Annotated in this window: 25 protein-coding genes; 4 read left to right on the forward strand and 21 right to left on the reverse strand. The window is 27.6% G+C overall.

All coding sequences use genetic code 11. From position 1 onward, the window contains the following. Positions 1-178 precede the first annotated feature (178 nt). Positions 179-523 carry a hypothetical protein gene (locus VN21_RS04615; RefSeq protein ID WP_021428683.1) on the forward strand — a complete coding sequence of 115 codons (345 nt, stop codon included), beginning with the start codon at positions 179-181 and terminating at the stop codon, positions 521-523. Positions 524-570: 47 nt separating this feature from the next. Here VN21_RS04615 and VN21_RS04620 read toward each other — a convergent pair whose 3' ends face one another. From VN21_RS04620 to murJ, 5 genes are all read right to left on the reverse strand, one after another. Beyond that, positions 571-1,509 (reverse strand): dipeptidase, encoded by a 939-nt coding sequence (locus VN21_RS04620; protein ID WP_046822264.1) that lies wholly within the window; start codon positions 1,507-1,509, stop codon positions 571-573. A gap of 118 nt (positions 1,510-1,627) precedes the next feature. Beyond that, positions 1,628-2,185: an NUDIX hydrolase gene (locus tag VN21_RS04625; protein ID WP_046822265.1), complete on the reverse strand. Its 558-nt coding sequence runs from the start codon at positions 2,183-2,185 to the stop codon at positions 1,628-1,630. Between the two features lie 273 nt (positions 2,186-2,458). Further along, positions 2,459-2,581 (reverse strand): hypothetical protein, encoded by a 123-nt coding sequence (locus VN21_RS19205; RefSeq protein WP_263331229.1) that lies wholly within the window; start codon positions 2,579-2,581, stop codon positions 2,459-2,461. Between the two features lie 75 nt (positions 2,582-2,656). After that, complete coding sequence (locus tag VN21_RS04630; protein WP_046822266.1) at positions 2,657-3,268, reverse strand: DUF3786 domain-containing protein; 612 nt, start codon at positions 3,266-3,268, stop codon at positions 2,657-2,659. 175 nt (positions 3,269-3,443) lie between these two features. Beyond that, positions 3,444-4,991 (reverse strand): murein biosynthesis integral membrane protein MurJ, encoded by a 1,548-nt coding sequence (gene murJ, locus VN21_RS04635; RefSeq protein ID WP_046822267.1) that lies wholly within the window; start codon positions 4,989-4,991, stop codon positions 3,444-3,446. 177 nt (positions 4,992-5,168) lie between these two features. Here murJ and VN21_RS04640 point away from each other — a divergent pair, with 177 nt between their 5' ends. Continuing rightward, positions 5,169-5,471, forward strand: coding sequence for a hypothetical protein (locus VN21_RS04640; protein ID WP_046822268.1), 303 nt, complete (start codon positions 5,169-5,171; stop codon positions 5,469-5,471). 54 nt (positions 5,472-5,525) lie between these two features. Here the strand turns inward: VN21_RS04640 and dltC are convergent, their stop codons facing one another. The 15 genes from dltC to hypF form a co-directional block, all read right to left on the reverse strand. Continuing rightward, on the reverse strand, positions 5,526-5,756 hold the full coding sequence (gene dltC, locus VN21_RS04645; RefSeq protein WP_021428708.1) for a D-alanine--poly(phosphoribitol) ligase subunit 2: 231 nt from the start codon (positions 5,754-5,756) through the stop codon (positions 5,526-5,528). A gap of 17 nt (positions 5,757-5,773) precedes the next feature. Then, positions 5,774-6,922, reverse strand: a complete 1,149-nt coding sequence (dltB, locus tag VN21_RS04650; protein ID WP_046822269.1) for a D-alanyl-lipoteichoic acid biosynthesis protein DltB — start codon at positions 6,920-6,922, stop codon at positions 5,774-5,776. Then, a complete protein-coding gene (locus VN21_RS04655; protein ID WP_046822270.1) occupies positions 6,922-8,436 on the reverse strand; it encodes a D-alanine--poly(phosphoribitol) ligase in 1,515 nt (504 codons plus the stop codon). The genes dltB and VN21_RS04655 overlap by 1 nt, the downstream gene beginning before the upstream one ends. A gap of 121 nt (positions 8,437-8,557) precedes the next feature. Continuing rightward, a complete protein-coding gene (gene dltD, locus VN21_RS04660; protein ID WP_046822271.1) occupies positions 8,558-9,748 on the reverse strand; it encodes a D-alanyl-lipoteichoic acid biosynthesis protein DltD in 1,191 nt (396 codons plus the stop codon). A gap of 376 nt (positions 9,749-10,124) precedes the next feature. Next, a complete protein-coding gene (locus tag VN21_RS04665) occupies positions 10,125-10,706 on the reverse strand; it encodes an HD domain-containing protein (RefSeq protein WP_046822272.1) in 582 nt (193 codons plus the stop codon). 340 nt (positions 10,707-11,046) lie between these two features. Then, the gene (locus VN21_RS04670; RefSeq protein WP_064503602.1) at positions 11,047-12,024 is read right to left on the reverse strand and encodes a DMT family transporter; all 978 of its coding nucleotides are present in this window, start codon (positions 12,022-12,024) and stop codon (positions 11,047-11,049) included. A gap of 285 nt (positions 12,025-12,309) precedes the next feature. Further along, entirely contained in the window at positions 12,310-12,651 is a 342-nt protein-coding gene (gene hypA / locus VN21_RS04675) for a hydrogenase maturation nickel metallochaperone HypA (protein WP_046822273.1), read from the reverse strand. 15 nt (positions 12,652-12,666) lie between these two features. Continuing rightward, positions 12,667-14,082, reverse strand: coding sequence for a nickel-dependent hydrogenase large subunit (locus tag VN21_RS04680; protein WP_046822274.1), 1,416 nt, complete (start codon positions 14,080-14,082; stop codon positions 12,667-12,669). A gap of 9 nt (positions 14,083-14,091) precedes the next feature. Continuing rightward, positions 14,092-14,958, reverse strand: coding sequence for a hydrogenase small subunit (locus VN21_RS04685; RefSeq protein WP_052951979.1), 867 nt, complete (start codon positions 14,956-14,958; stop codon positions 14,092-14,094). Then, positions 14,955-15,791, reverse strand: coding sequence for a manganese catalase family protein (locus VN21_RS17800; protein ID WP_052951980.1), 837 nt, complete (start codon positions 15,789-15,791; stop codon positions 14,955-14,957). Before VN21_RS17800 ends, VN21_RS04685 begins: the two co-directional genes overlap by 4 nt. A 3-nt stretch (positions 15,792-15,794) precedes the next feature. Beyond that, on the reverse strand, positions 15,795-16,253 hold the full coding sequence (locus VN21_RS04695; RefSeq protein ID WP_046822275.1) for a hydrogenase maturation protease: 459 nt from the start codon (positions 16,251-16,253) through the stop codon (positions 15,795-15,797). Positions 16,254-16,271: 18 nt separating this feature from the next. Beyond that, on the reverse strand, positions 16,272-17,279 hold the full coding sequence (gene hypE / locus VN21_RS04700) for a hydrogenase expression/formation protein HypE (protein WP_046822276.1): 1,008 nt from the start codon (positions 17,277-17,279) through the stop codon (positions 16,272-16,274). Positions 17,280-17,285: 6 nt separating this feature from the next. Continuing rightward, positions 17,286-18,392: a hydrogenase formation protein HypD gene (gene hypD, locus VN21_RS04705; RefSeq protein WP_226896670.1), complete on the reverse strand. Its 1,107-nt coding sequence runs from the start codon at positions 18,390-18,392 to the stop codon at positions 17,286-17,288. A 12-nt stretch (positions 18,393-18,404) separates the two neighbouring features. Next, positions 18,405-18,623, reverse strand: a complete 219-nt coding sequence (locus VN21_RS04710; protein ID WP_046822278.1) for a HypC/HybG/HupF family hydrogenase formation chaperone — start codon at positions 18,621-18,623, stop codon at positions 18,405-18,407. Further along, positions 18,601-20,904, reverse strand: coding sequence for a carbamoyltransferase HypF (gene hypF / locus VN21_RS04715; protein WP_046822279.1), 2,304 nt, complete (start codon positions 20,902-20,904; stop codon positions 18,601-18,603). The genes VN21_RS04710 and hypF overlap by 23 nt, the downstream gene beginning before the upstream one ends. Before the next feature lie 502 nt (positions 20,905-21,406). On the opposite strand from hypF, the gene VN21_RS04720 reads away from it, so the two are divergent. Both VN21_RS04720 and VN21_RS04725 read left to right on the forward strand, forming a co-directional pair. Then, positions 21,407-22,015: a TetR/AcrR family transcriptional regulator gene (locus VN21_RS04720; RefSeq protein WP_046822280.1), complete on the forward strand. Its 609-nt coding sequence runs from the start codon at positions 21,407-21,409 to the stop codon at positions 22,013-22,015. Positions 22,016-22,025: 10 nt separating this feature from the next. After that, complete coding sequence (locus tag VN21_RS04725) at positions 22,026-23,291, forward strand: glycosyltransferase (RefSeq protein ID WP_046822281.1); 1,266 nt, start codon at positions 22,026-22,028, stop codon at positions 23,289-23,291. A 108-nt stretch (positions 23,292-23,399) separates the two neighbouring features. Here the strand turns inward: VN21_RS04725 and VN21_RS04730 are convergent, their stop codons facing one another. Beyond that, complete coding sequence (locus VN21_RS04730; RefSeq protein ID WP_046822282.1) at positions 23,400-23,678, reverse strand: hypothetical protein; 279 nt, start codon at positions 23,676-23,678, stop codon at positions 23,400-23,402. Between the last annotated feature and the right edge of the window lie 257 nt (positions 23,679-23,935).

Here is a 23,935-nt window from a genome sequence, read left to right on the forward strand (position 1 = left end):
AGTATATATTCACATTTATTAACTTTTGTTTCAAACACATTTTTAATTACAATTTCGTAACCGTAAGTAACAACGGTGTAACTGTTATCTATATTTTTTCTATGGTAATATTTAAATATAGAAAGACATAAGCAATTATAATTAAATAAATATTATATAAAGAAAAGGGGTTTTACATATGAAAAAATCAATCTTAGTTTTATCAATATTAGTTGGAGGACTATTTTTAGTAAATCCTACTCATGAAATAACTTTTGCTCAAGAAAATAATAATCAAGCAACTGTTCAAAAACAAAATACATTAACTCAAGCTGATGCACAACAGCTTTTAATAAATAATAATGACAAAGTAAATTACATATTCCAAGGAACTTCAGATAATTTTAAAGCTTTACAAGACAAAGGTTTAAAAGGATACGTATTCTTACCAGACGTTGAATCTGATATGGGATATTTCGTTGACCAAGATACTAGTCATATTTACTATTTCCACCCAAGTGGATATTTAGAGTTAATAAAATAGACACTCAAAAACATGCTCATTCTATTAAATAGAATGAGCATGTTTTTTTACATTACATCTTTAATTACTCTAAGTGCATTTTTATAAAAAATCTTTTCTATCTCATCAACTTTAAAACCTTCTTTTTCTAACTGTATTGCAAGCTTATTCATTTCACTTGAATTTTTAATTTCAACAGGAGACTCTATTCCATCAAAATCTGAACCAAGTGCTATTACATCTATTCCCCCTACATTTCTCATATGTTTTATATGTCTTACCATATCACTTATCATAGTCATAGGAGTTTCACCTATAAATGCACTACAGAAGTTTATTCCAGTTACACCTCCTGCATTTGCTAATATCTTAATCATTTCATCAGTTAAGTTTCTACTATGTTTAGTCATTTCTCTTGAATTTGAGTGAGTTGCAATAAATGGTTTTTTAGATATCTTTGCTACATCATAAAAACCTGCATCAGATAAATGTGATACATCTACAATCATACCTAAATCATTCATATTTTCAACAACTTCAATTCCAAATGGTTTTAGTCCCTTAGTTGCATTTTCTGGCTTTATATGTGGATACCCAATTTCATTTTCATGATTCCATGTTAATGTAATCATTCTAACTCCAAGATCATAGAATTTTTTCAAATTTTCTATATTTCCCTCTAAGACAGCACCTTCCTCTATTGCTAAAAGTGCACTCATTTTACCTTCTTTTTCATTTTTTATTATTTCTGTATAGTTAGTAGCTAAGCCTATAAATTCATTATTTAATTTTATCTCTTCATGGAATTTATTTGCCATATTCATACAGTGCTTATATGCATTTTTATGTTCAGCAATGTCAACATATAATGCAAATGTCTGAGCTAAACAGTTACCTTCTTTTAGTTTTTTTATATCTATGCAGTGTTCATTTTGACTTAAATTACTTCCACCTTTTCCTAACATTAATAAATCTATCGTATCGCAATGTAAATCTATAAATTTCACTTAAAATACCCCCAAATATTATTTTATTCATATACTAATATTATAGGTTTAGTTCCTTTAAATATCTATAATAAATATAAATGTCAATGATTGATTATTTAGTATTATTTTAAACTTTTTAAATATTTTTAGCTTTTTGTATAAGCTTGTTGTAAATACTTAGCATGTGTTTCTCATTTACATTAATATCAATTTCATCCATCGATATCCATCTTACTCCACTATTCTCATCTTCTTTAATAAAAAGCTCTTCATTTTCATCAGCTTCCAAAATATAAGCTACGGATAAATGTAAATGTGACGATACAAAACTTCCCCTCTTTATGTGAGAATTAACTGTTAAAATCTCTATCGAGCATATTTCATCCGTTATTGGTTTAGCACTTTTAATCCCGGTTTCTTCTTTAGCTTCTTTTATAGCTACATTTAATAAATCACTATCTCCATCTGCATGGCCACCTGTCCATCCCCATGAGTTGTATATATTATGATGTATCATAAGTACTTTATCTCTATTTTTATTAACAATAAATCCTGAACTTGTTATATGACAAATCTTATTATCTCTAGTTAATATATCGTCGTACTTTTCTATACATTCTAATATTAATTCTCTATCATTTTTTTCCTGCTCATTTATAGGTTTATAGTTTTTTATTTGTTCTATATATTCCATCGTATCCTCCCAAGTTTATATTATATATACCATTATAATATAAATGAAAAAAATTCACTCCACTCATTTCGTTCAAATTTCATATCGTCAACGTCCACTCGGTAAACTCGTGTCCCGTTACTCAAACGACTTCGTCCGTTGCTCAAAGGCTTTTTTACGCTCAAAACATATAATTTTGATATACATAAGTTTAATGGGTTATTTGAAGATTTTTAGCAATCATAATTTATTTAAGCGTAAAAAAGCTGTCTCAAATGAAACAGCCTTTTACTTCTAATAATTTATCATTATAATTCCAAATGAAGCAGCTAGTGCTAGTACATCAGCTATTGCAACCAATGTGTATAATTTACTTTGTTTTTTCTTCACACTTCTTATACTTCCATATATATTCATAATTAGATACCCCCTCTAATCTATTAATAGTATATATTATGATAATTAACAATTTATGACATTCTAATTCAATATTTATTTTAAATTTAGCAATATTATTTCTGGAACAACTGCTAAATCTTCAGCATTAAAATAATAACTTATATTGGCGTCAAATAATATATTTCCAGATGGCTCTAACTCTTCGTCGCCTTCCCATAATACAAACACCACATAAGTATCATTTATAAATCTCACCTTATATGAAATGTCCCCTATTTCTAATTTTTCAGCCCCTATATTTTCCATATATAATTTAAATTTCTCTATTTCCTTACCATAGCTATCTGTAAATTTTTTAATAGTTCTTGATTTAAAATTTGGATAGTAAACATACCCACCTTCAACTTCTTTGTAAGTTAAATATTTTTTAGTTTCTTTTATCCCCTTTGCATTAGTTAAGAACCTTAGTATCAATATATTTGTAGCTGTGTCATTTATGATTTCATTAGATTCTGTTAAGATTTTTCCTGATGGATATTGTACTTTTAAAAATGTATTTAGGAATTTAATTTTGAAGTATTGTTCATCGTGATTGTATGTAGAATTTGACATTTGTAATATTCGATCTATATTAGATTGTTGAAAGTTTTTTATCGTATGTTTTAAAACAAGTTCGTAATTGCCTTCATTTAATTTATTACTCATTACATCACCTATTTAATTTATTTTTTCTTATTTTATTATATTTCTACAAGTTAACATATATTTCCTTTTTATTGTTAAATAAACTTTATTTTCTAATCATTTTATATATTAACAATTTTAAAAACAAAAAAAGCTACAGCTTAAGCTGTAGCTTTTTTTGTTTTTATTCTACTTTTTATTTATGTTTTACTTTTTTGTTTATCATTTTGAATATTAATTTAACTTCATCTACTCTTAATACAATTATTGAAATTGCATATACTATAGCACCTAATCCTACAGACACAGCTAATTTAATTGCATCTTGTATAAATCCAGCACTTAAAACTGCGTCTATAACATTATAAGTAAACTTAGTTACAAGAGCCATTAAAAGAGCCGATATTATCGATTTTATAAGAACTGTGATAATTTTCTTACCACCAAATGCTCCTATTTTTTTTCTTAAACTTACAGATAATAAAGTTATAGTTACTAAAGAAGAAATACTTGTAGCAAATGCAAGTCCACCTAATCCCATATTAGTATATTTTACAAAAACTAAATTTAATACAATATTTAATATCATTGCAATAATACCATTCATCATAGGTGTTTTAGTATCTTGTAATGAATAGAATATTTTACCTAAAATATCTCTAAGCCCAAAACCTAACATCCCAATTGAATAGAATACAAGTGCTATAGATGTCATTTGTGTAGCTCTAGCATCAAACTCTCCTCTTTGGAATAATAACTTAACTATAGGTTGAGCAAGTATTATAGCTCCTACAGAAATAGGTATTATTATTAATGTTACTACATTTATAGCTGTTACTATTGATTCTTTAAATTTCTTTTTATTATTCTCTGTAGATAATTTAGAAAGCATTGGGTATATAACCGAAGATATAGAAACTATAAACATACCCATTACAAACTGATTTAATTTTGTTGCATAATTAAGCGCAGAAATACTTCCTTCTACCAAGGTAGAAGCTATTGTTCTATCTACTATACTATTAACCTGCGTTACTGCTACACCTATTAAAACAGGTCCTATTAGCCATAACATTTTCTTTAAGTATTCATCTTTTAAATTTATATATGGTCTGTACTTAAATCCTTTTTTACGAGCAAATGGATATTGGAATATAAATTGTAAAGATAATCCAAGTAAAGTACCCCAAGGTAGTAAATTTGGGTTAATTGTTACACTTAAAAATATAGAAATTATAATAAGCATATTATACGGTACAGACATAAGCCCTGGTATTATAAAGTTTTCTTTAACTTGTAAAAATGCCATCATTATGTAACTCATTCCTAAAAATGCCATTCCAAGAATTAGTACTCTTGTAAAATATATAGCTTGAGTTAATGTTTCCCCTTTAAACCCAACCGCAAACAACTTAACAATTGGTTCTGTAAAAACAACTCCTACTAAAGAAGTTATTAAACATAACAAAACAACTATATTAAGTACGTTATTTGAAAATCTAAGGGAAGCTTTTTTTCCTTGCTTAGCCTCTAAGTCGCAAAATAGAGGTATAAATGCAGTTCCTAAAGATGTTCCTATTGCCGAGAATATAACTGCAGGTATATTCATAGCTACTAAGAATGCATCACTTGTACCTGACGCTCCATATGCGTAAGATAAAGCTAGTTCACGCCCAAATCCTAGTATCTTGGCTATTAATGTTGCAGCCATTAAACCGACAGCTGCTTTTGCTACTTTTGACATAAAACTTCGTCTCCTCTGAATCTTAAGTTTAATTTAATTATTTCCTTAACTAGTCTATTTTATATATTATATATTTATTTTTAAATTTTGCAAATTTGTTTTTTTATACAAATGTGTTAAAATTTTTATATGGCATTATAATATGCCAAATTTTGACTTTATTCAAGGAGGTTTCCCATGAATTTTAAAACTACATATCATTGCCTAGTTTTAAGACTAGAAAACTGCACTGATGATTTACTTTTCAATATTGCTACAAAAATAAGCAAACATAATTGCGTTGTAAAAACTATCGATGTTGATGAGTATAATAGTGAAAAAACTATATCTTTTGTAAATCAAGACAATAAAGATTTAGTTCTTTATAAAACTGATGATGTTATAAAATTATACTTTGATAATACTATGAAAAATATAAGTCCTGTATTTGAAATTTATAATGATATAGTTGAATATATGGATTATATCGATGTTTTATAAATAAACCAAGGAGGAAATAAGTTTCCTCCTTAATTTTTTTATTATAAAATTTTATTATTTTCTACCTTCTAAAAACTTAACTAAGTTATTTACTGTTGCCATATCACTTCTTTCTAAGTCTGTTGGTTGAAGTGTTATTCCTAATCTTTCTTCAATTTCAAGTAAAACTTCTATTATTGCTAATGAATCTAAAAGTTCTGCTTCAAATAAATTTAAATTTAAATCTTCTCTTATTTCGTCACATCCTAAAACATCTTCAAAAATTCCTATAACTGTCTCTTGCATTTTATATCCTCCTTAAATTAAGCAAAGTAACCTGAGAAAATTAACAACCCAAAGCATGCTATATGGAATGTTATAACAATTTGTACAATCTCAAACCACTTATCTTTTTTATGTTGTTTGTAAAACTTTGATTTCTTTTGATACATATCTGTAAGTACAAGCACTACCCCTTGGTATATACCATATACAATGTAAAACCATGTTAATCCATGCCAAAATCCCATAGTTATCATTGTAATCATTTGTGCAACATGAGATGCTGTAGCTCTTTTTTTAAATCTTTTCTTTCTCATAGATGAAATTACAAACCTTGAGAAAATGTAATCCCCAAACCATCTTGAAAGACTTATATGCCATCTTGTCCAGAATTCTTTCATATCCTTACTTAAAAATGGCTTATCGAAGTTATCTGGCGCTTTTATACCAAATATATAACTTGTTCCTACAGCAAATAAACTATATCCTCCAAAGTCAAAGAATAAATATAAGCTATATGCATACATATAACTTATGCCATTTACAAAGTTTATTTCTGAAGGTATTTTTGACATCCAATATGTGTTTACTAAAAATGCTATTACAAATTTATAACCCACACCCATGAATATCTTTTTAATACCTGGTATTAAGTAATCATCTATATATTCCTCTTTAGGTATATTCTTTTCTAAGTCTTTCTCAAATCTTCTTGATCTATCGATCGGCCCAGAACTTAATGTTGGGAAAAACAATACAAAATAAACCATTGTTGAAATTCTAACTTCTTTAATTGCTCCATCATAAATTTCAATTACCATTTGTATAGTTCTAAAGTTTAGGTATGATATACCTATAAACCCTATTGCTCCAAATGATGTAAGCGTCGAAATTTTATTTATTATAATAGGAGACATAGAAGCTAGCAAAAATAGTCTGTAAACCAATTTACTATCCGTTTTTTTTCTTACATATTCATATCCTTTAACTACTATTATTTCTAATACCATAAATGCTATTAAAAATGAAAGTCTAACATTTATACCAACTATTAAAAGTATCATGAATGCAGTCGCTATCATACCATAATACTTTATGTTTTTTTCTCTTAACCCTAAAATTACTGCTGGTATTGCTGTTAATAGTAATATATAAAGATAAAAATAATCTCCATATTGTGAAAAAGTCATTAATTTTCCTCCATAAGTTTCTTTCTATCTATTTTCCCATTAATATTTGTAGGGAACTCATCTATAATTTTTATAGTTCTAGGTATCATATATGAAGGGATATATTTACCTAATTCTTTTTTTATTACCACTCCATTTTTTATATCACTTAATGAATTACTTTCTTTTAATTCTACAATTCCCTTTAAGTACGCAATTTTTTCATTTTTATAAACTGGTAAAACTATTGCATTTTTAACATTTTCAACTTTTCTTAAGTTGCTCTCTATATCTTCAATTTCTATTCTAAATCCATTTAATTTTATTTGGAAATCTCTTCTTCCACAGTAGTAAATATTTCCACCTAATAGGTATCCCATATCCCCTGTTCTGTAAGCTCTATATTTAACGCCATCGATTTCATCATAAAAGAATACTTCATCAGTTTTTTCCTTGTTATTAAAATAACCTTTTGAAACAGAAGGTCCAATTATTATAATTTCACCTTTTTCGCCTTCTTTAACTTCATTTCCATCTTCATCTAATATTTTTATTTTACAGTTTTCCATAGGATACCCAACTGGTAAACTTTTTTCATCATTTATAAGTTCTTCACACATATCATTTACACTTACACCTACTGTTGCTTCTGTTGGTCCATATCCATTTATAACTCTAGTGTTTGGAAACCTCTCTAATAACTCTTTAGTTAAAGGTTTTGGAAGAGCTTCACCTATGAATATCATAGACTCTAATTTTGGTAACATTTCACTATTAAAACTATTTTCTGTTACACAAACACCTGCAAATGATGGAGTAGAAACCCAAATACCCATATCTGACTTTCCAAATTGATTAAATAGTTCTTTATAATCTGCTAACACTTTCTTTGATAAAGAAAATAATGTAGCACCATGAACTAATCCTGGATATATAGATGTTACTGAAAGATCAAATGAGTATGCAGCTTGGTTCATTATAACTTTCTCACTTCCATCAATTTTTAAGTATGGACTTATCCAATCAACAAAGCTATCTAAGTTATTCGAACTTATTTGTACCCCTTTTGGCTTTCCTGTACTTCCTGATGTAAATAAAATGTATGCATTTTCATCATCTTTTACCCAGTTTTCTTTAGATATTGACTTACCTTCATAAGTTTTTATTATCTCATTAAGTTTTTCTTCATTTACAATATTTAAATCTCCAAAGTTAGTTTCTTCACTAAAATTGAAAATCACCTTTGGTTTAACTTCTTTTGTTACTTCAAATACTCTATCTATTGGGAAACTTATGTCTAACGGTACATAAGCTCTTCCTGATTTTAAAGCCCCTATCATACATGCCATTATCTTATTTTCTTTATTTCCATATATAACTATAGGAGTATCCTCATCTCCATAAATGTCTTTTAAGTATAAAGCAATAGCTTCTGAATACTTATCTAAATCTTTGTATGAAAGATTTTCGTCATTGCATTTTAATGCTATTCTATCTGTATTTGAATACTTTTTTATACCTTCAATAATTTTCATGTCTAATCCTCCTTATTAAAACTCATTGTATATGAATGGCAATTCTTTAAATGGAGTAAATGTTAATATTAATATAGCTGCAATTATTATTATTGAAAAACAAATACTCATCATTAAGTACTTATTGCTGGTTAAATTCTTTAAATAAATTTTCACAAACATCTACCCAACCTTTCGTTCCAAGATGCATCACATCACGTAAATAATACTTTTCATTTTCTTTTGATCTTAAGTCAATAACATCAAAACCGTGTTGTTTTGCAAGATTCCCCGCTTTATTGTAAAATTCATATCTCTCATCTTTTTGTATACCCGTTACATTGTAAAACTTATCCATAGCAGGTATAAGTACAACTACAGGCTTTATACCTAAATCGTTGCACACGTCTAGAGTAAGTTGGTAATCATCAAACTCTTTTGACTCTACAAGATTTACATCTTTGTATTTACCTCTTACTTTATTTAAGTTCTTTCCAAAATTCTTTTTATAGTATATTTTATCTATACATAGATTGTTTTTACCTACTCTATTCTTAGCATCTACTATAGCTTGATGCATTTCTCTGTCCCAATTAATAGGCTTTCCAGGTGCTAAAGCTTTTTTGTCAGGTAAATTTACTAATCTTTCATATAACATACCTTTTTCTTTAAGTTTCACCGTATCTTCTCTAAACTCGAAATAAGGTGCTAATAGCACTTTTTCAATTTTTGATACAAATGTATCAGAACTATATAACTTAGCATATATAGCTTCAGACTTGTATTCTTCTGATCCAATTAATAGTTTACTCGCTCTATTTGCAAATCTAGCCTTATTTTCCTTAGAAATATCTGGGTTGTTTAAAAATGCATAAAATTGAGTTGGAGAAAATCTCGTCTGATAGTGATGAGAAGTAACCCCTTCTTTATCCATAAACCACTGCATTGAAACTAATAAAACAACCTTTTTATCCTTTATGCTTGGATCAAAACTACCTAAAATAGTAGTATCTTGTAAGTTCTGAGTATATGCTCTCCCGATCGTAATAACTTCATTTTTACTTCTGTTCGTATTAAAATAATAAGTAGGGTGTTGCTTTGTTGAATGCCCTAGCTCTGATGATCCTAGCATCATTATATCTTTTTTGTGTAAAAAATGGTTATTAGCAATAACGCCTTTATCTTTTATATTACTTAAAGAATTGTTCATTATTGGTTTCAAATCTTTTTCTTCAAGCATGTAAGCAATTTTAGAATCAAGGAATTTATTTAGTCCGAATAAAAATATACCGCCCACTACCAATGGTATAATGAAATAAATTAATTTTTTCATATTTACTCTCCTCTAAAATGTTCATAATCTATAAATATATTAGTACTTTGCCTAAATATATTCAATTACAATATTGTAATCAAATGTCACACTTTGACATTATATTCTTTTTTCTATATAAATTCCAGTCAATTTTTTGTGTCATGTACCATATTATACCATTTTTTAATCATTTTCTTGCATTTTTATCAATCCAAATTCTTTTTTAAGAAACCTTTATAATATAACCCATTTTAAATTTATTTTATAATTCCAGTTTTCCATATATCATATTTTAATTTTTTTTAATCAATAAATTTACTTTATCTATAATCTAGTGAAATTTACTAAATTTAATCTTACAAACAAGTAAAGGATCATTAAAATTAATGATCCTTTACTTGTTTGTAAGCTCTTCACTATTTTGAGCTATTTTTTCTGCAGTTCTTCTGTCTATTTCTTGCTTTAATTCTTTTAAGTACGGTGAGAATTCCACCTTGTCCGAACCGTAAGTAAACTGCAAATCGTATTCTAATGGAATCCAAGTACTAATATCAGCCTCATTATGTTGAATCACTGCTTCTAAGTTATCTAACGCTTTATAAATCTTTGCTTCATCTGTTTTACGTTCATTCATTTCAGCTAAAAGTTCTGTAAATTCCTCTCTATAAGGAGCAGGGAAAGTTTGAATCCATTGTAAAAATATTGCATCCTCTTTTTCACTATCTTCTTCCTTCTTATCAAAAGCAGGAATATCTCCAGTAAAGGCCTCCCCTAAATCATGAATCAAACACATACGAATTACCTTATCCATATCAATACTTGGAAATTCATCACGCATTAATAATGCCATTAATGCAATACGCCAGCTATGTTCTGCTACACTCTCATGACGTCCACTCGATGTCCATGAATGCCTAGTGTTGCATTTTAGTTTTTCTGCTACTGTTAATATTTCTAGAAATGTTGATGTGTTCATACGAAGTTCCTCCCCAAGGCTTATATTTTACATCTTATAAAATATATTTACTTTGTATTGTGTAACAATTACATAATAAGTATATTTCATATTATATCATAGTTAATATTTATAGTCCGAAAGCTAAACTTCACAGTGCTTTTCTTAATATTTACTCATTTCAGCAACCTACTAAATTAAACAATTACATATAATTATGCCTTTTTAATAAATAATCTATTATCTAGCAAACTTAATAATAGATATATATTTTATGATTGGTACTTGAATAAAATCGTTTTAAAAATTGGTCAAAAAAAGATATTGAATTATTATTCAATATCCTAAGCTTTTAAATATATTATTCTTTTTCAGATGTTGCTTTTCCCTTAAAACGAATGTAATTTACTAATGTAGGTGGTAGATATCCAACTAACACAGCTGCTGCATTTTGGAGATAGTCTAAAACTGTTGATCCTAATGATGCTAATACAACAATAATTGCGCCTAAAACTTGAATCCCCGTCATAGTTTCTTTGAAAATTATTATTCCAACTATTGCACCAACAACTACTTCTAAAGCAGATAGTATACTGCATGTAGTAGTATCTATGTATAGAGTTGACTTAACAAAACATACGTTAGCTACCATTGTACATAATATACCTACTCCAAATAAATCAAACATTAATTTTATATTTCCTGAGGATATCTTATTTGCAATGAAAGAAAAATCTGTTACAAAAGATAAAGCAATTGCTGCTCCTAAAAATCCATATACAAGCATTGTATCTCTTTCATATTTATTTGAAAAGTATCTAGGAATCATAATTTGTAATGCAACTCCAAACCCATTTGCAAGTCCTGCTAATATACCAACCATATCCATACTAGCGCCACTTGTTCCTGTTAAGTTTGCAACTAATATTGCTCCAAAAATACAAATTCCAATTGTAACAACTGTTTGTAGACTTAACTTTTCCTTAAAAACTATCACACCTAAAAGTGCAACCCATACAGGGCTCATAAACATTAATACAGTAGCAACTGCTACAGGTATTCTTTCTACTGATACCCCATAAAAAGTAAAACTTGCTGCATAAGCAATAATTCCATAAATAAAGCAAATAATAAGTCCCTTAAAATCAATTTTTAAAATATATGGTTCTTTTATTGATTTTATCAATAAAAAAACAACTCCTGCTAACAAACAACGTACAAAGGAAACTTCATATGAAGATAAGTTTTCCGCTGAAAGTCCTCTTACAAATATCCCCATAATTCCCCACATAACCGCTCCTATTATAGCAAGTAATATCCCTTTTCTTTGTGAGTTCATTTAACTATCCCCATTCTATATAATTGTAATTCCAACTTATTATAACTTAATTTTTTATAATTTAAAAGCTTTCATTTTTTAATTATAAAAAATATTCATACTAATGAAAAAACATTATATATATCAACTTATTTATAAAAATTCATTGAGTATAGATAGTTAAATTTATATAACCCTTCAAACTAACTATTCTCGTGATTTATATACTAAAAAATCACTCTTCTACTGACAATAGAAAGAATCTCTTTCTTCATTTAAAAACTTACAACTATGTGAATTGTAATACTATTCACCTTCTATTTTCCATACTAAGATCTCATGCCCCCCAATTATATTACTGCTATGTCTTTTGCATTTTGGGCATATTTTATTTGTATAATCTATAAAAAATTCTTCATTACAATAGTTACATAGTGATTTCGCCTTTATTGTTTCTACAATAATACTTGCATCTTCACATATAGTATCTTTTTTTAATAAATCAAAAGCAAAATTTAAAGACTTTTCATTTATACAACTAAATTCTCCTATTCTCATAAAAATCTTATTAATACTTTTTATATTATTTTTTTGTCCATTTTCACTAGCTATTCTTATAGCATCATACACCACAGAAATTTCATGCATATTATTCTCCTATTTTTATACTATCTTTATTGTAAACCCTGAGTACTTATCACTAGTTATATGTGCGGCACAATTTAGACAAGGATCAAAAGATCTTACTATTCTACCAATTATGGTAGGTGCGTATCTTATGTCATCTATTTTAGACCCTACTAAAGCTTCTTCAACTGGTCCCCTTAAGTTATTATTATCTTTAGGTGATAAATTCCATGCTGATGGAGTTATTATGGTATAATTTTTAATTACTTTATTTTCTATTTCTATAAAATGCCCTAATACACCTCTTGAAGCTGATTCTAATGACATTCCACTAGCATACTTAGGCATTTCAATTACATTCTGATTAGCCCTTTGAAGTTTAATAACTTGTAATATTCCCTCTAAACTTTTACAAATTTTTTCTGTTTCTAATACCCTTGCTATTAATCTATCCATAACTGATATAGAGTTTCTGTAATTTCCTGAAATAATCATTCTCGCCAAAGGTCCTACTTCCATAGGATAACTATTATATCTAGGTGCATTTACCCATGAATATGCATCTTCCTTATTATCATCAACTTCTGCTGGGTCACTTTTAGGATACACTATATTATTTTCTGAAGAAACCCATGTGTATTTTACATTTTCTACTATATTATTTGCGTTCAGACCTTGAATTGTTTCATTTATTATTACTCCGCCTTCTGCATATTTTACAGGCATATTATCTTCATAAAATAAATTTGTAGACATTAAATTTCCATAACCTCTACCTATGTTAAAGTAGTCACTATAATATTTTGAAACTATATAAATATCAGGAATAAGATTATTTTGTATAAAGTTTTTAATTTTATATAATATAGATTTTATTTCTTGATATTTTTGTATATCAAAATTAGTTGTAGTTCCGCCCACAAATATACCATGACTATGAGGAACTTTACCTGAAAGAATCGCTATAGCTTTATGTGCCAATCTGCTATATTCTATTGAATCGATATAATGACTTGCTACAATTGAATTTATGTTTTCAGGTAGTCTATAATCAAACTTCTCTTTATCTCCACTTTTATAAAGTGGATTAATATCCTTTAGTTCAACATAATCAGGAAATACAAATTGGTAAATATGCCTTAAGTGATTTTGTAAAAACTCAAATCCATTAGTTAAATCTCTTATAAGGCTTCCATTTTCATCAGGTACTATATTAAGTGCATTTTCTAATGTCTTGGAAGATACTGTTGCATGGTGAGTAGAACATATTCCACAAATTCTAGGAGTTAATCTTACAATATCAAGTGGATGTCTTCCTTTAAACATTGTTTCAAATCCCCTAAATTGCATACCACTACTTTTCGCATCTATAATTTTGTTATTTTCTATTTCAACCTCTATCTGAAGCAATCCACTTACTCTTGATACAGGATCTATAATTATTTTTGCCATACTTACCCCCTAGTAATTTGTAAAAGGCTCCATTTCATCTGGAAATCCGCTAGAAGCACATCCTATACAGGTTGTATTGTCTCCTATTGGCCAATTATCACTCTGATTCCATCTATGTTGTGGACAAAGTGTTTTTGTAATAGGGCCCCTGCACCCAAGTTTATACATACACTCTTTATCTCCAAGTTTAGTTGCAAATATTTCATTATCAAAAAAGTGTCTTCTTGGGCAATTGTCATGTATGGTTGTTGAGAAAAAAGCTACAGGTCTTTGCTGACTATCGAGCTCTGGTTTACCAAACGAAATTATATAACCTAAAGTCCCTAATATCCATATTGGATTTGCAGGACACCCCGGTATCCTTATTACAGATTTGCTACCTAGCGCCTCAGATACATCTACTGAATTTGATACATTAGGCCTTGCTGCAGTTGGCCCTCCATAACATGCACAAGTTCCTACAGAGATTATATTTTTTGACTTAGGAGCTATTTTTTTCAATAGTTTAAGCGCACTTATTTTCTCCCCTTTATATGTTACAAGTGTCGAAAAATTTTCCTTTAAAGGTATTGCTCCGCATACTATTAGAATTAAATCTTCTTTGCTATCTAAAGTTTTAAGAATGCGCTCATAAGCCTTTTCTCCCTGATCAGCCATTATAGTATTAAAAAAATTCATATTTACCATTTCAGTTAAGAAGTACATTATATCTGGATCTTCTCCATTTAAAAGAGTTATTACCTCTCCAAAGCAACCCGATGCCTCTAACCATATACAATTTGGTTTTTTTATATTTTCTTTCCTTATTTTATTTATAGCTACATTAGCCATAGTTATAGGCATGTGTTTTTTACTTTCTATAATTCTGCATTTCATATGTTCGCCTCTATATTATTTTTTAAATAACCAACTATGGGAAGTTTTTTCTTTAACATATCTATCTTTTGTCCATGACATGAATAAAATGAGTCAGTATGTTCTTCTCCTACACTTAAACCATGATGACTTCCATTTGACCATTCATCAATATTTGTAACATCAAATACTATTCCATCTACTACTACATATGATGGATTTCCATCTTTTCCATTATATTTTTGCTTAATTTCTTCTAACGTAAATTCTTGTCTTTTAATTATATTTTTATTACTGAAATTTGATTTTTCACCCGAATCGTTTAAATCATATGATATGCCGTTTTTGATGTTATTTTGAATTTCTGTTAATTTTTTTATATGACCTTTTTCATCTAGTATTATTTGTTTAAGTAAATCCGTTATATATTTATCATTTATATGAACTAAATGATTTTGGTATTGTCTTATAGCCTTTTTTTCTCCTTCTATATTAATTTCAATTATTTTTAATAAATCTTCTTCATACTCTACATAAGTTGGGCTCCACCATACTCTAAAACTATCCTCTCTAATTACTCTATATTTAGGATTAACTCCAAGAAGATATATAAGTTTTGATAGTATGTTTAAGTGTAGAACTTCTTTTAACCCTATTTCATTTAAAACGTTAGATATTTGTGGATACTTTTTAAATAAGACACCTTCATGGTTAAAGTATTGAGTTAAGGCAGTAAGTTCTGAAACTTGACCTGCATAATCTTCTAATAATAATCTTGCATAATAATGATTTGGTTTTTCAACTTTTATTTCTAAATCGTTGTATTCATCTATCATATTTCTTGGATTTTTCATAATTTACAATCCCCCATTTATTATATTTTCTATTATGCTTAAAACGTCATTGCATATATATTCAAACTTATTAAAGAGATTATTTGATAAGTTTAAAGAATACTCAACTTTATCTATTTCTATCCCTAGTAAATATCCGTTTATATAGGGTTTTTCTTTTATTAAAATATCTAATAAATTTTCTTCATGAGAGGTTTTAGATTTTAATATAAATTTATTACATTCTTTAAAATTAAATACACTTATACTTCCGCACGTTTTCCCTAGATAAGTACTATCTATTATAATAACTAAATCTTTTTTATGTATTTCATTTATACAATATAAAAAATCTGTCTCTCCTACTATAAACTCTATATTTTCTTTTAATGATACTTTGCTATTTTTAATTTTATCAACTACATATACACCTATTCCATCATCACCTAATAATATATTTCCAATTCCAAATACTTTTATCATATTATTTAATTGCCTTCTTTAACATATTCTTGGTAAATTTTCTCCTTGAGCCATTTGAAGTGTCTTAATTGCTCCTAACTCAGTTTTAATATATAAATTAGGCTTAGTATCATATATTACTTCTCCTATTATTTTTGATTGCTTCCCTAGACCATTTTCTTGCATAACTTCTACTACTTTATCTGCATCCTCTTTTGACACAATACATACTAATTTACCTTCATTAGCCGTGTATAATGGATCTAACCCAAGCATTTCACAAAAATTTTGAACATCCTCTTTTATAGGTATATCTTTTTCATTTAAAAGGATACTTTTATTTGAAAGGTTTACTATTTCTTTTAAAGTATTTGCAAGTCCACCTCTTGTTGGATCTCTCATTATTTTTATATTCTTACTAACTTTTAAAATATCATTTGCTAAATGATTAAGACAAGCACAATCACTTTTTATTTCGCTATCTACTTCAAAGAACTCTCTTTTAGTCATTATACTTATCCCATGATCTGCTATAGTTCCACTTATTATTATCTTATCTCCTTCTTTTATATTATTTTTAGACATTATATGCGATTTATCTTTTATTAATCCTATGCCCGTTGTATTTATATATATTTTATCGCACTTACCTTTTTCTACTACTTTTGTATCTCCTGCTACGATTTTTACATTTGCATAATTTGCAGTCTTTTTCATAGATTTTACTATTTCCTCTAAGGCATTTATTGAGAAACCTTCTTCTATTATGAATCCAACCGTAATATAAAGTGGTTTTGCATAACTTACAGATAAATCATTTACCGTTCCACATATAGATAGCTTACCTATATCCCCTCCTGGAAAAAATATAGGGTTTACAACAAAACTATCTGTAGTAATTGCTATATTTCCACTTATTCTATCTACTACACTTGAATCATTTTTTTGAAGAAGTATGTCATTATCAAAGTGTTTGTAAAATAAACTTTCAATTAGTTTATGTGTTTCTTCTCCTCCACTTCCATGAGCTAATGTTATTTTATCCATTACCTATTATCCTTCCTTATATTTATAAAAATTTGCACAAGCTCCTTCTTCTGACACCATACATGGTCCTATTGGCTTTTGCGGTGTACATATATTTTTAAATAACTTACATTCATTTGGCTTTTTTATTCCTCTTAATATTTCTCCACATATACAATCAGTCTTAACATTACCGTATCTAAAGTTTGAAAACCATAGTTTAAATTTATACTTAGCATCAAATTCCATATACTTTTCTCTAAACTGTAACCCTGTATTTTCAATCATTCCAAGTCCTCTCCAATTACTGCAACTCGGTTTAAAAACTTCATTTATTATTTTTTTAGAAAGTTCATTTCCTCTATTTCTAACGACTCTCTTATATTGATTTTCACACTTATACTCCTTAGCTTTTATCATCTCACATAGTCTATATATTGAATAAATTATATCCACATATTCAAATCCAGATAAAACCATTGGAACTTTATTTCTTCTAGCTAATTTATCAAAGTCATCTATTCCTATTACAGTTGACACATGACCTGGGCATATAAATCCATCTATATTCACTTCTTTATCTAGAATTAAATTTTTTATTGCATTTGGCATTGTTTTAAGCGAGTGTAAAACACTTAAATTTTTTATATTATTTTCATATGCTTTTTTTATAGTTAAAGCAATTATAGGTGTAGTTGTTTCAAATCCTACCCCTATAAACACTACTTCTTTTTCCTTATTTTTCTTTGCAATGTTTATACAATCAAGAGGAGAGTATACAACTTTTATATTAGCCCCTTCTGATTTTTCATCGCTAAGACAATTTATACTCCCTGGGACCTTTAGCATATCTGCAAATGTACATAATATAACATTTTTATGTTTACTCAATATTACTGCATCATCTATATAATTAGATTCTGTCACACATATAGGACACCCTGGCCCGGATATTAAATTTATATCTTTAGGAAGCAATTTATCTATACCTGATTTATATATTGCTCTTGTGTGGGTACCACAAACTTCCATTATATTTATTCTTTTTTCTAAACCTTGTTTATCTAAATTTTTATGAATTTTATCTAATAAATTTTTAGCTATTTCAGTATTTTTAAATTCATTTATATACACTATAAAACCACCTTAAAACTCTTTACATATCATTTTAAATATCTCTAAAGTTTCCTTTGCATATTCTTCACTTATTTTTTCCATTGCACAGCCAGCATGAACTAATACATAATCTCCCACTTTTATATCTTCTATAAAAAATGTATTTATTCTCTTTTTTATTTTTCCAAAATCTACTAAAGACTCTCCTTCATAAAGCTCTATTACTTTAGCCGGAATGGCTACACACATTCTCTTCACCTCTATTATTTGCTACAATTAATTGCCCTATTGATATAGAGCTATCGTTGCATGGTAAAAGTTTATGAGTTAATACTTCAAACTTCTGTGCTCTAAGTTTTTTATATAAATTAGCTAAAATTATGTCATTTTGAAAAACTCCACCACTTAAAGCAACTTTATTTATATTGTATAATTCTCTTAATTTAGTACATATTATATAACTAAACTCTGTTACTGTATTATGAAATTTCATAGATATAACAGATTTAGATACATGTTTTTGCATATCTTGTAATATTCCATTTATGATAGAATCCGTATTTATAACGAATATTTGATTTATACAATGTATTTCAAATTTATAATATTCTTTTGTATAAATACTTTGTTTAGCCAAGTTTTCCAGCTCTATACAAGCCTCACCTTCAAAAGTTATTTTATTTGTAAATCCAAGAATTGCAGATATTCCATCAAATAACCTTCCCATACTGCTAGTTAAAGTACAATTTATATTATTATTTAGCATTGATAATATAAATTTATAATCTTTATCTTTCATATTATTTAAGATATTAAAATTAAAATCTTTTAAATCTAGTTGATTGATCAAACTTATAGCCATTTTCCATGGCTCTTTTGTCGCATTATCCCCTCCAGGCATTTGCATATATTTTAAGTGTCCAACTCTTTTAAATGTTTTATAGTCACATATTAGAAACTCTCCACCCCATATATTTTTATCTTCTCCATAACCACTTCCATCAAAGGCTATTCCTATTACCTTATCTTCTATATTATTTTCAAACATACAACTAGCTATATGTGCATGATGGTGGTATACTCCAATTTTCTCACATCTAAATTCATTTATATAATCTTTATGCCAAAAGTTAGGGTGCTTATCATAAACTATTCTATTAATTTTTATGTCATATAATTGCTTTAAATGATTAACATTCATTTTATAATTATCTAAAGCTTGTATGGAATTCATATTACCCATATATTGACTCATAAAAATATGAGAATCCTTTGATATGGTAAATGTATTTTTAAATTCACTTCCAAGTGCTAATATGTTTGTTGTATTTTTCTTAAAGGTCATAGGTGAATACCCTCGTCCAGCTCGTATTACTCTTTCTTCATGCATAATAACTTTTACTATAGAATCATCTATTGGTATATTTATATCCCTATCATGTAATAGAAAATAATCAGCTATATTTTTTAGACTATTTAAAACATCTGCATTTTTATAGGTTATAGGTAACCCACTAATATTTGCACTAGTCATTATAAGAATGTCTAAGTCATTATCAAATAATAAAATATGTAATGGTGTGTAAGGTAGCATTACTCCTAATGTATGATTTTGATATGATATATTGTTAGGTAGATTATTACTTTTTTTATTAAGAATTAAAATGGGTTTTTTATCTCCTAATAAAATCTCTTTTTCTTTATTATTTATTTTGCAATATTTATTAACTACACCTATGTCTCTCATCATTATTGCCAATGGTTTCGTTTTTCTATTTTTTCTTTTTCTTAAGGTATCTATAGCTTTAGAATCTCTAGCATTACATACTAAGTGAAATCCACCTATTCCTTTTATAGCCATTATTTTACCGTCTTTCAAAAGATCTTTTGATTTTTTTATTATCATTTCTGTTTGATTTTTCAAATTACCTTTTAATATAATCTCTCTTCCACTACTATCTAGTAAATACAGGTTGGGTCCGCATTCTTTACAACAAGTAGGCTGTGCATGAAATCTTCGATCTGTTGGGTTTTGATATTCTTCATAACACGGTTTGCACATTTCGAAATTTTTCATAGAGGTGTTATTTCTATCATATGGTAATTTTTTTATTATCGAAAATCTAGGTCCACAATTTGTACAATTAGCAAAAGGATATTTATATCTTCTTTTGTCATTTGGATTATTTATATCTTCTATGCAATCATTACAAATAGCAATATCTGGCGAAATTACAGTTATGCCATTTTCGTCTACATCGCTATTTATTATCTCAAAATTTTCATAATTTTTTATTTCTTTAGACTCTATAGTAACTTCTTCTATTTTTGCTAATTTAGGATGTCTTTTTTTTAGGTTATATAAAAAAATATTTATAGACTCTTTTTTTCCTTCTATATTTATAGATACTCCATCACATGTGTTTTTGACATTACCATTTAGATTATTTTCTAATGCTAAATTATATACAAACGGTCTAAATCCAACCCCTTGAACAATTCCTTTAACTAGAATTTTTTTACATTTCATATGTTAATCTCCTGTACATAAATTTTATGAATAAGTTAAATTTAATTTGTATATTATAAAGTATGCAAACAAAAAAGAGTCTATAACTAGACTCTTTATCTTTATATATTTTATATCCTGTCTCCATAAGGGTTTATTTAAATTTAGAAAGTTATTCATTAGCATAAGATACAAATTCTTCAATTGCAATACTACACTTTTTCTCCACCTGCAAATAAGTTTTCAAGTCCTGTTGTTCTCATATAATTGTCTATAGGTGCAACTGAAATTTATATAACTTATTAAAATTTATCCAGTAAACTTTCAAGTTTATCCCCCTATTTTGTAGTTATTTCATTTCCTAATAATTGCTATTTATAAATTTTGTACATGTTGATATTATGAAGTTAAATTAGTATGAACCCTAATCTTATTCTTTTTATATGTATAGCCTTGAAAAAAATAGTCAAAAGATTATAATCTAAGTTATTAACCAAATTGGTCAATAATAGAGGTGATAAATGTGACTGAACTATTTAATAAATTAAATGAAGATAAAAGACTTGCTATTATAAATTCTGGCATTGAAGTTTTTAGTATTTATGGATTTCAAAAAGCATCTACAGATTTAATAACTAGTAAAGCAGGCATATCAAAGGGCTTACTTTTTTACTACTTTAAAAATAAATTAAGTTATTTCACCTATTTATTTGAGTATTCTCAGAAAATGATATCATCAAATATCGATATAGACATATGTAGAAAAACTGAAGACTTTTTTGAAGTTTTAGAATATATAATTGAACAAAAATATAAGCTTCTAGAAAAATATCCTCATATATTAAACTTTATTGTAGTTGCCTATTGCTCAAGTGACGAGAGAGTAATAGATATAGTGAAAAATAAAGTTACTTCTTATGATAACTTTGATATTTATGATTATCTAGAGAATATAGATACAAGTAAATTCAAAAATGAAGAAGATATACACAAAGTTATAGAAATGCTATCTCTAATGTTAGATGGATATTTACAAAACAAATTAAAAATGAATCAAAATATAGAAATTGATGAAATAATGGAAAAGTACAAACTTTGGACTTCTTTACTTAAAGAAGCTGTGTATAAATAAGGAGGATAATATGAAAATTGCAATCTTTACATTAGGAAGTCGTGGTGATGTACAACCTTATGTAGCCCTTGGAGTTGAAGCCTTAAAATATAATCATGAAGTAGTAATTTGTACTGGTGAAAGTTTTAAGTCATTTATTGAAGATAATAACATAGAATTTGCTAAAGCTGACTTGGACTTAATGGCCCTACTACAAACAAAAGAAGGTCAAGATATATTTAACAATAGGAAAAAACATATACTAAAATCTTTGAAATACGCTAAAGAAAAAGTAAACCCATCATACAGAAAAACTATGGATCAATTCTATAAGTGTGCTAAAGATGCAGACATAATAATATATCATCCTAAGTCTTTTGCTGCACAGGATATATCTCTAAAGCTAAATATTCCTTGTATATGTATGTCCCCTGTACCTTTTATATATCCTATAGAAGAATTTCCTAACTTAGTAGTATCCTCACAAGGTAATTTAGGTAAAAAAATAAATAAGTTAACTTATATTCCTTTTAAATATGCTGATGCTTCTAATATAAAAGAAATAAATGATTTTAGAAAAAATGTGTTAAATTTGCCTAAGCGTAAAAGCGGAATATACGCTTATGATATTAATAAGAAACCTATTCCAATTGTTTACCCTTTAAGTAAATATTTATTTGAAGATATAAAAACTTGGGAAAATAAAGTGTATTTGCCTGGATTTGTTTTCTTAGAAAGTAATGAAGAAAAACTAGATGAGAAGATTGAGGAATTTATATCAAAAGGTAGTAAGCCAATAGTAATCTCATTTAGCAGTATGCCTCTAAAAAATCCAGATAAATTTAAAGATATTTTGCTTAAAGCTTTAGATAAAAGTAATAATAAAGCCATTATTTTAACTGGAATTAGTGGAATGAGTTTTAAAGATGAAGAAAATATATTGGCAGTACCCTATGCCCCACACAACTTGCTATTTCCATTATCAAAAGGAATAATGCATCATGGTGGAGTTGGAACTATGGCTAGTGCATTGAAGTCTGGTAAACCCCAGTTAATAATGCCCTTTTCTGTAGACCAACCATTTTGGGCCAATAGATTATATGTATTGGGATATATAAGTAAACCTTTAAATGAAAATACTCTTACTGTAAATTCATTAGCAGAATCTTTCATAGAACTGGATAACCCCAAGTATATATCAAGTTCAATCAATATAAAGAAAAAATTAGATAGTGAAAATGGAAATGAAAACTTAATTAAATATATAGAAAGTGTTTACTTGAATTATAAAAAGTAATTAATAAACAAAGGCAAGAATACACACATGCTTTATCGTGTGTATTCTTGCCTTTATATTTTTATAAAATTTAAGAATCATGTCTGCAAGAGATTATATCTAACATTACTATTTAATCTCACCGTTTAAGTAAGCTTCTCTACATTTATCAAATGCACTTTTTCTTCCTGTCTTTTTTCTTACATTAGGCGCTTCTTCATTATTTTCTGGAATAAACCCAAATTCTCTTACTAAAGCTTCTTCTCTAACTATCCAAGTTTTACCTAATTTTTTAACATCTTCTCCATCAACAAATCTACTTCCAACATTATGTCTTAATGTAGATTGATCTATATTATACATACTAGCTACATCTGCAAATGTATATAAACCTTCAAATGAACTCATTATATCACTCCTTATTATTTCTTGTATAAGGATTATTAACTCTTATCGTGATTTATATACTATGTTTTTATATAATGCAGTTTTAAAATATGGTATAATTAGGTTCTGAGAAACTATAGTTTAAGAGTGGTGGATTTCTATACAGATAAATACCTACTTTCTAATGAAAGGAGGTGAATGGTATGGAAATTTTTAAATTGTTATTACACAATTCAGATACCATAATAATTGGTATACTGACTTGTTATTTATACGAT

It is taken from the genome of Paraclostridium benzoelyticum, from assembly GCF_001006285.1.
Lineage (GTDB): Bacteria > Bacillota > Clostridia > Peptostreptococcales > Peptostreptococcaceae > Paraclostridium > Paraclostridium benzoelyticum.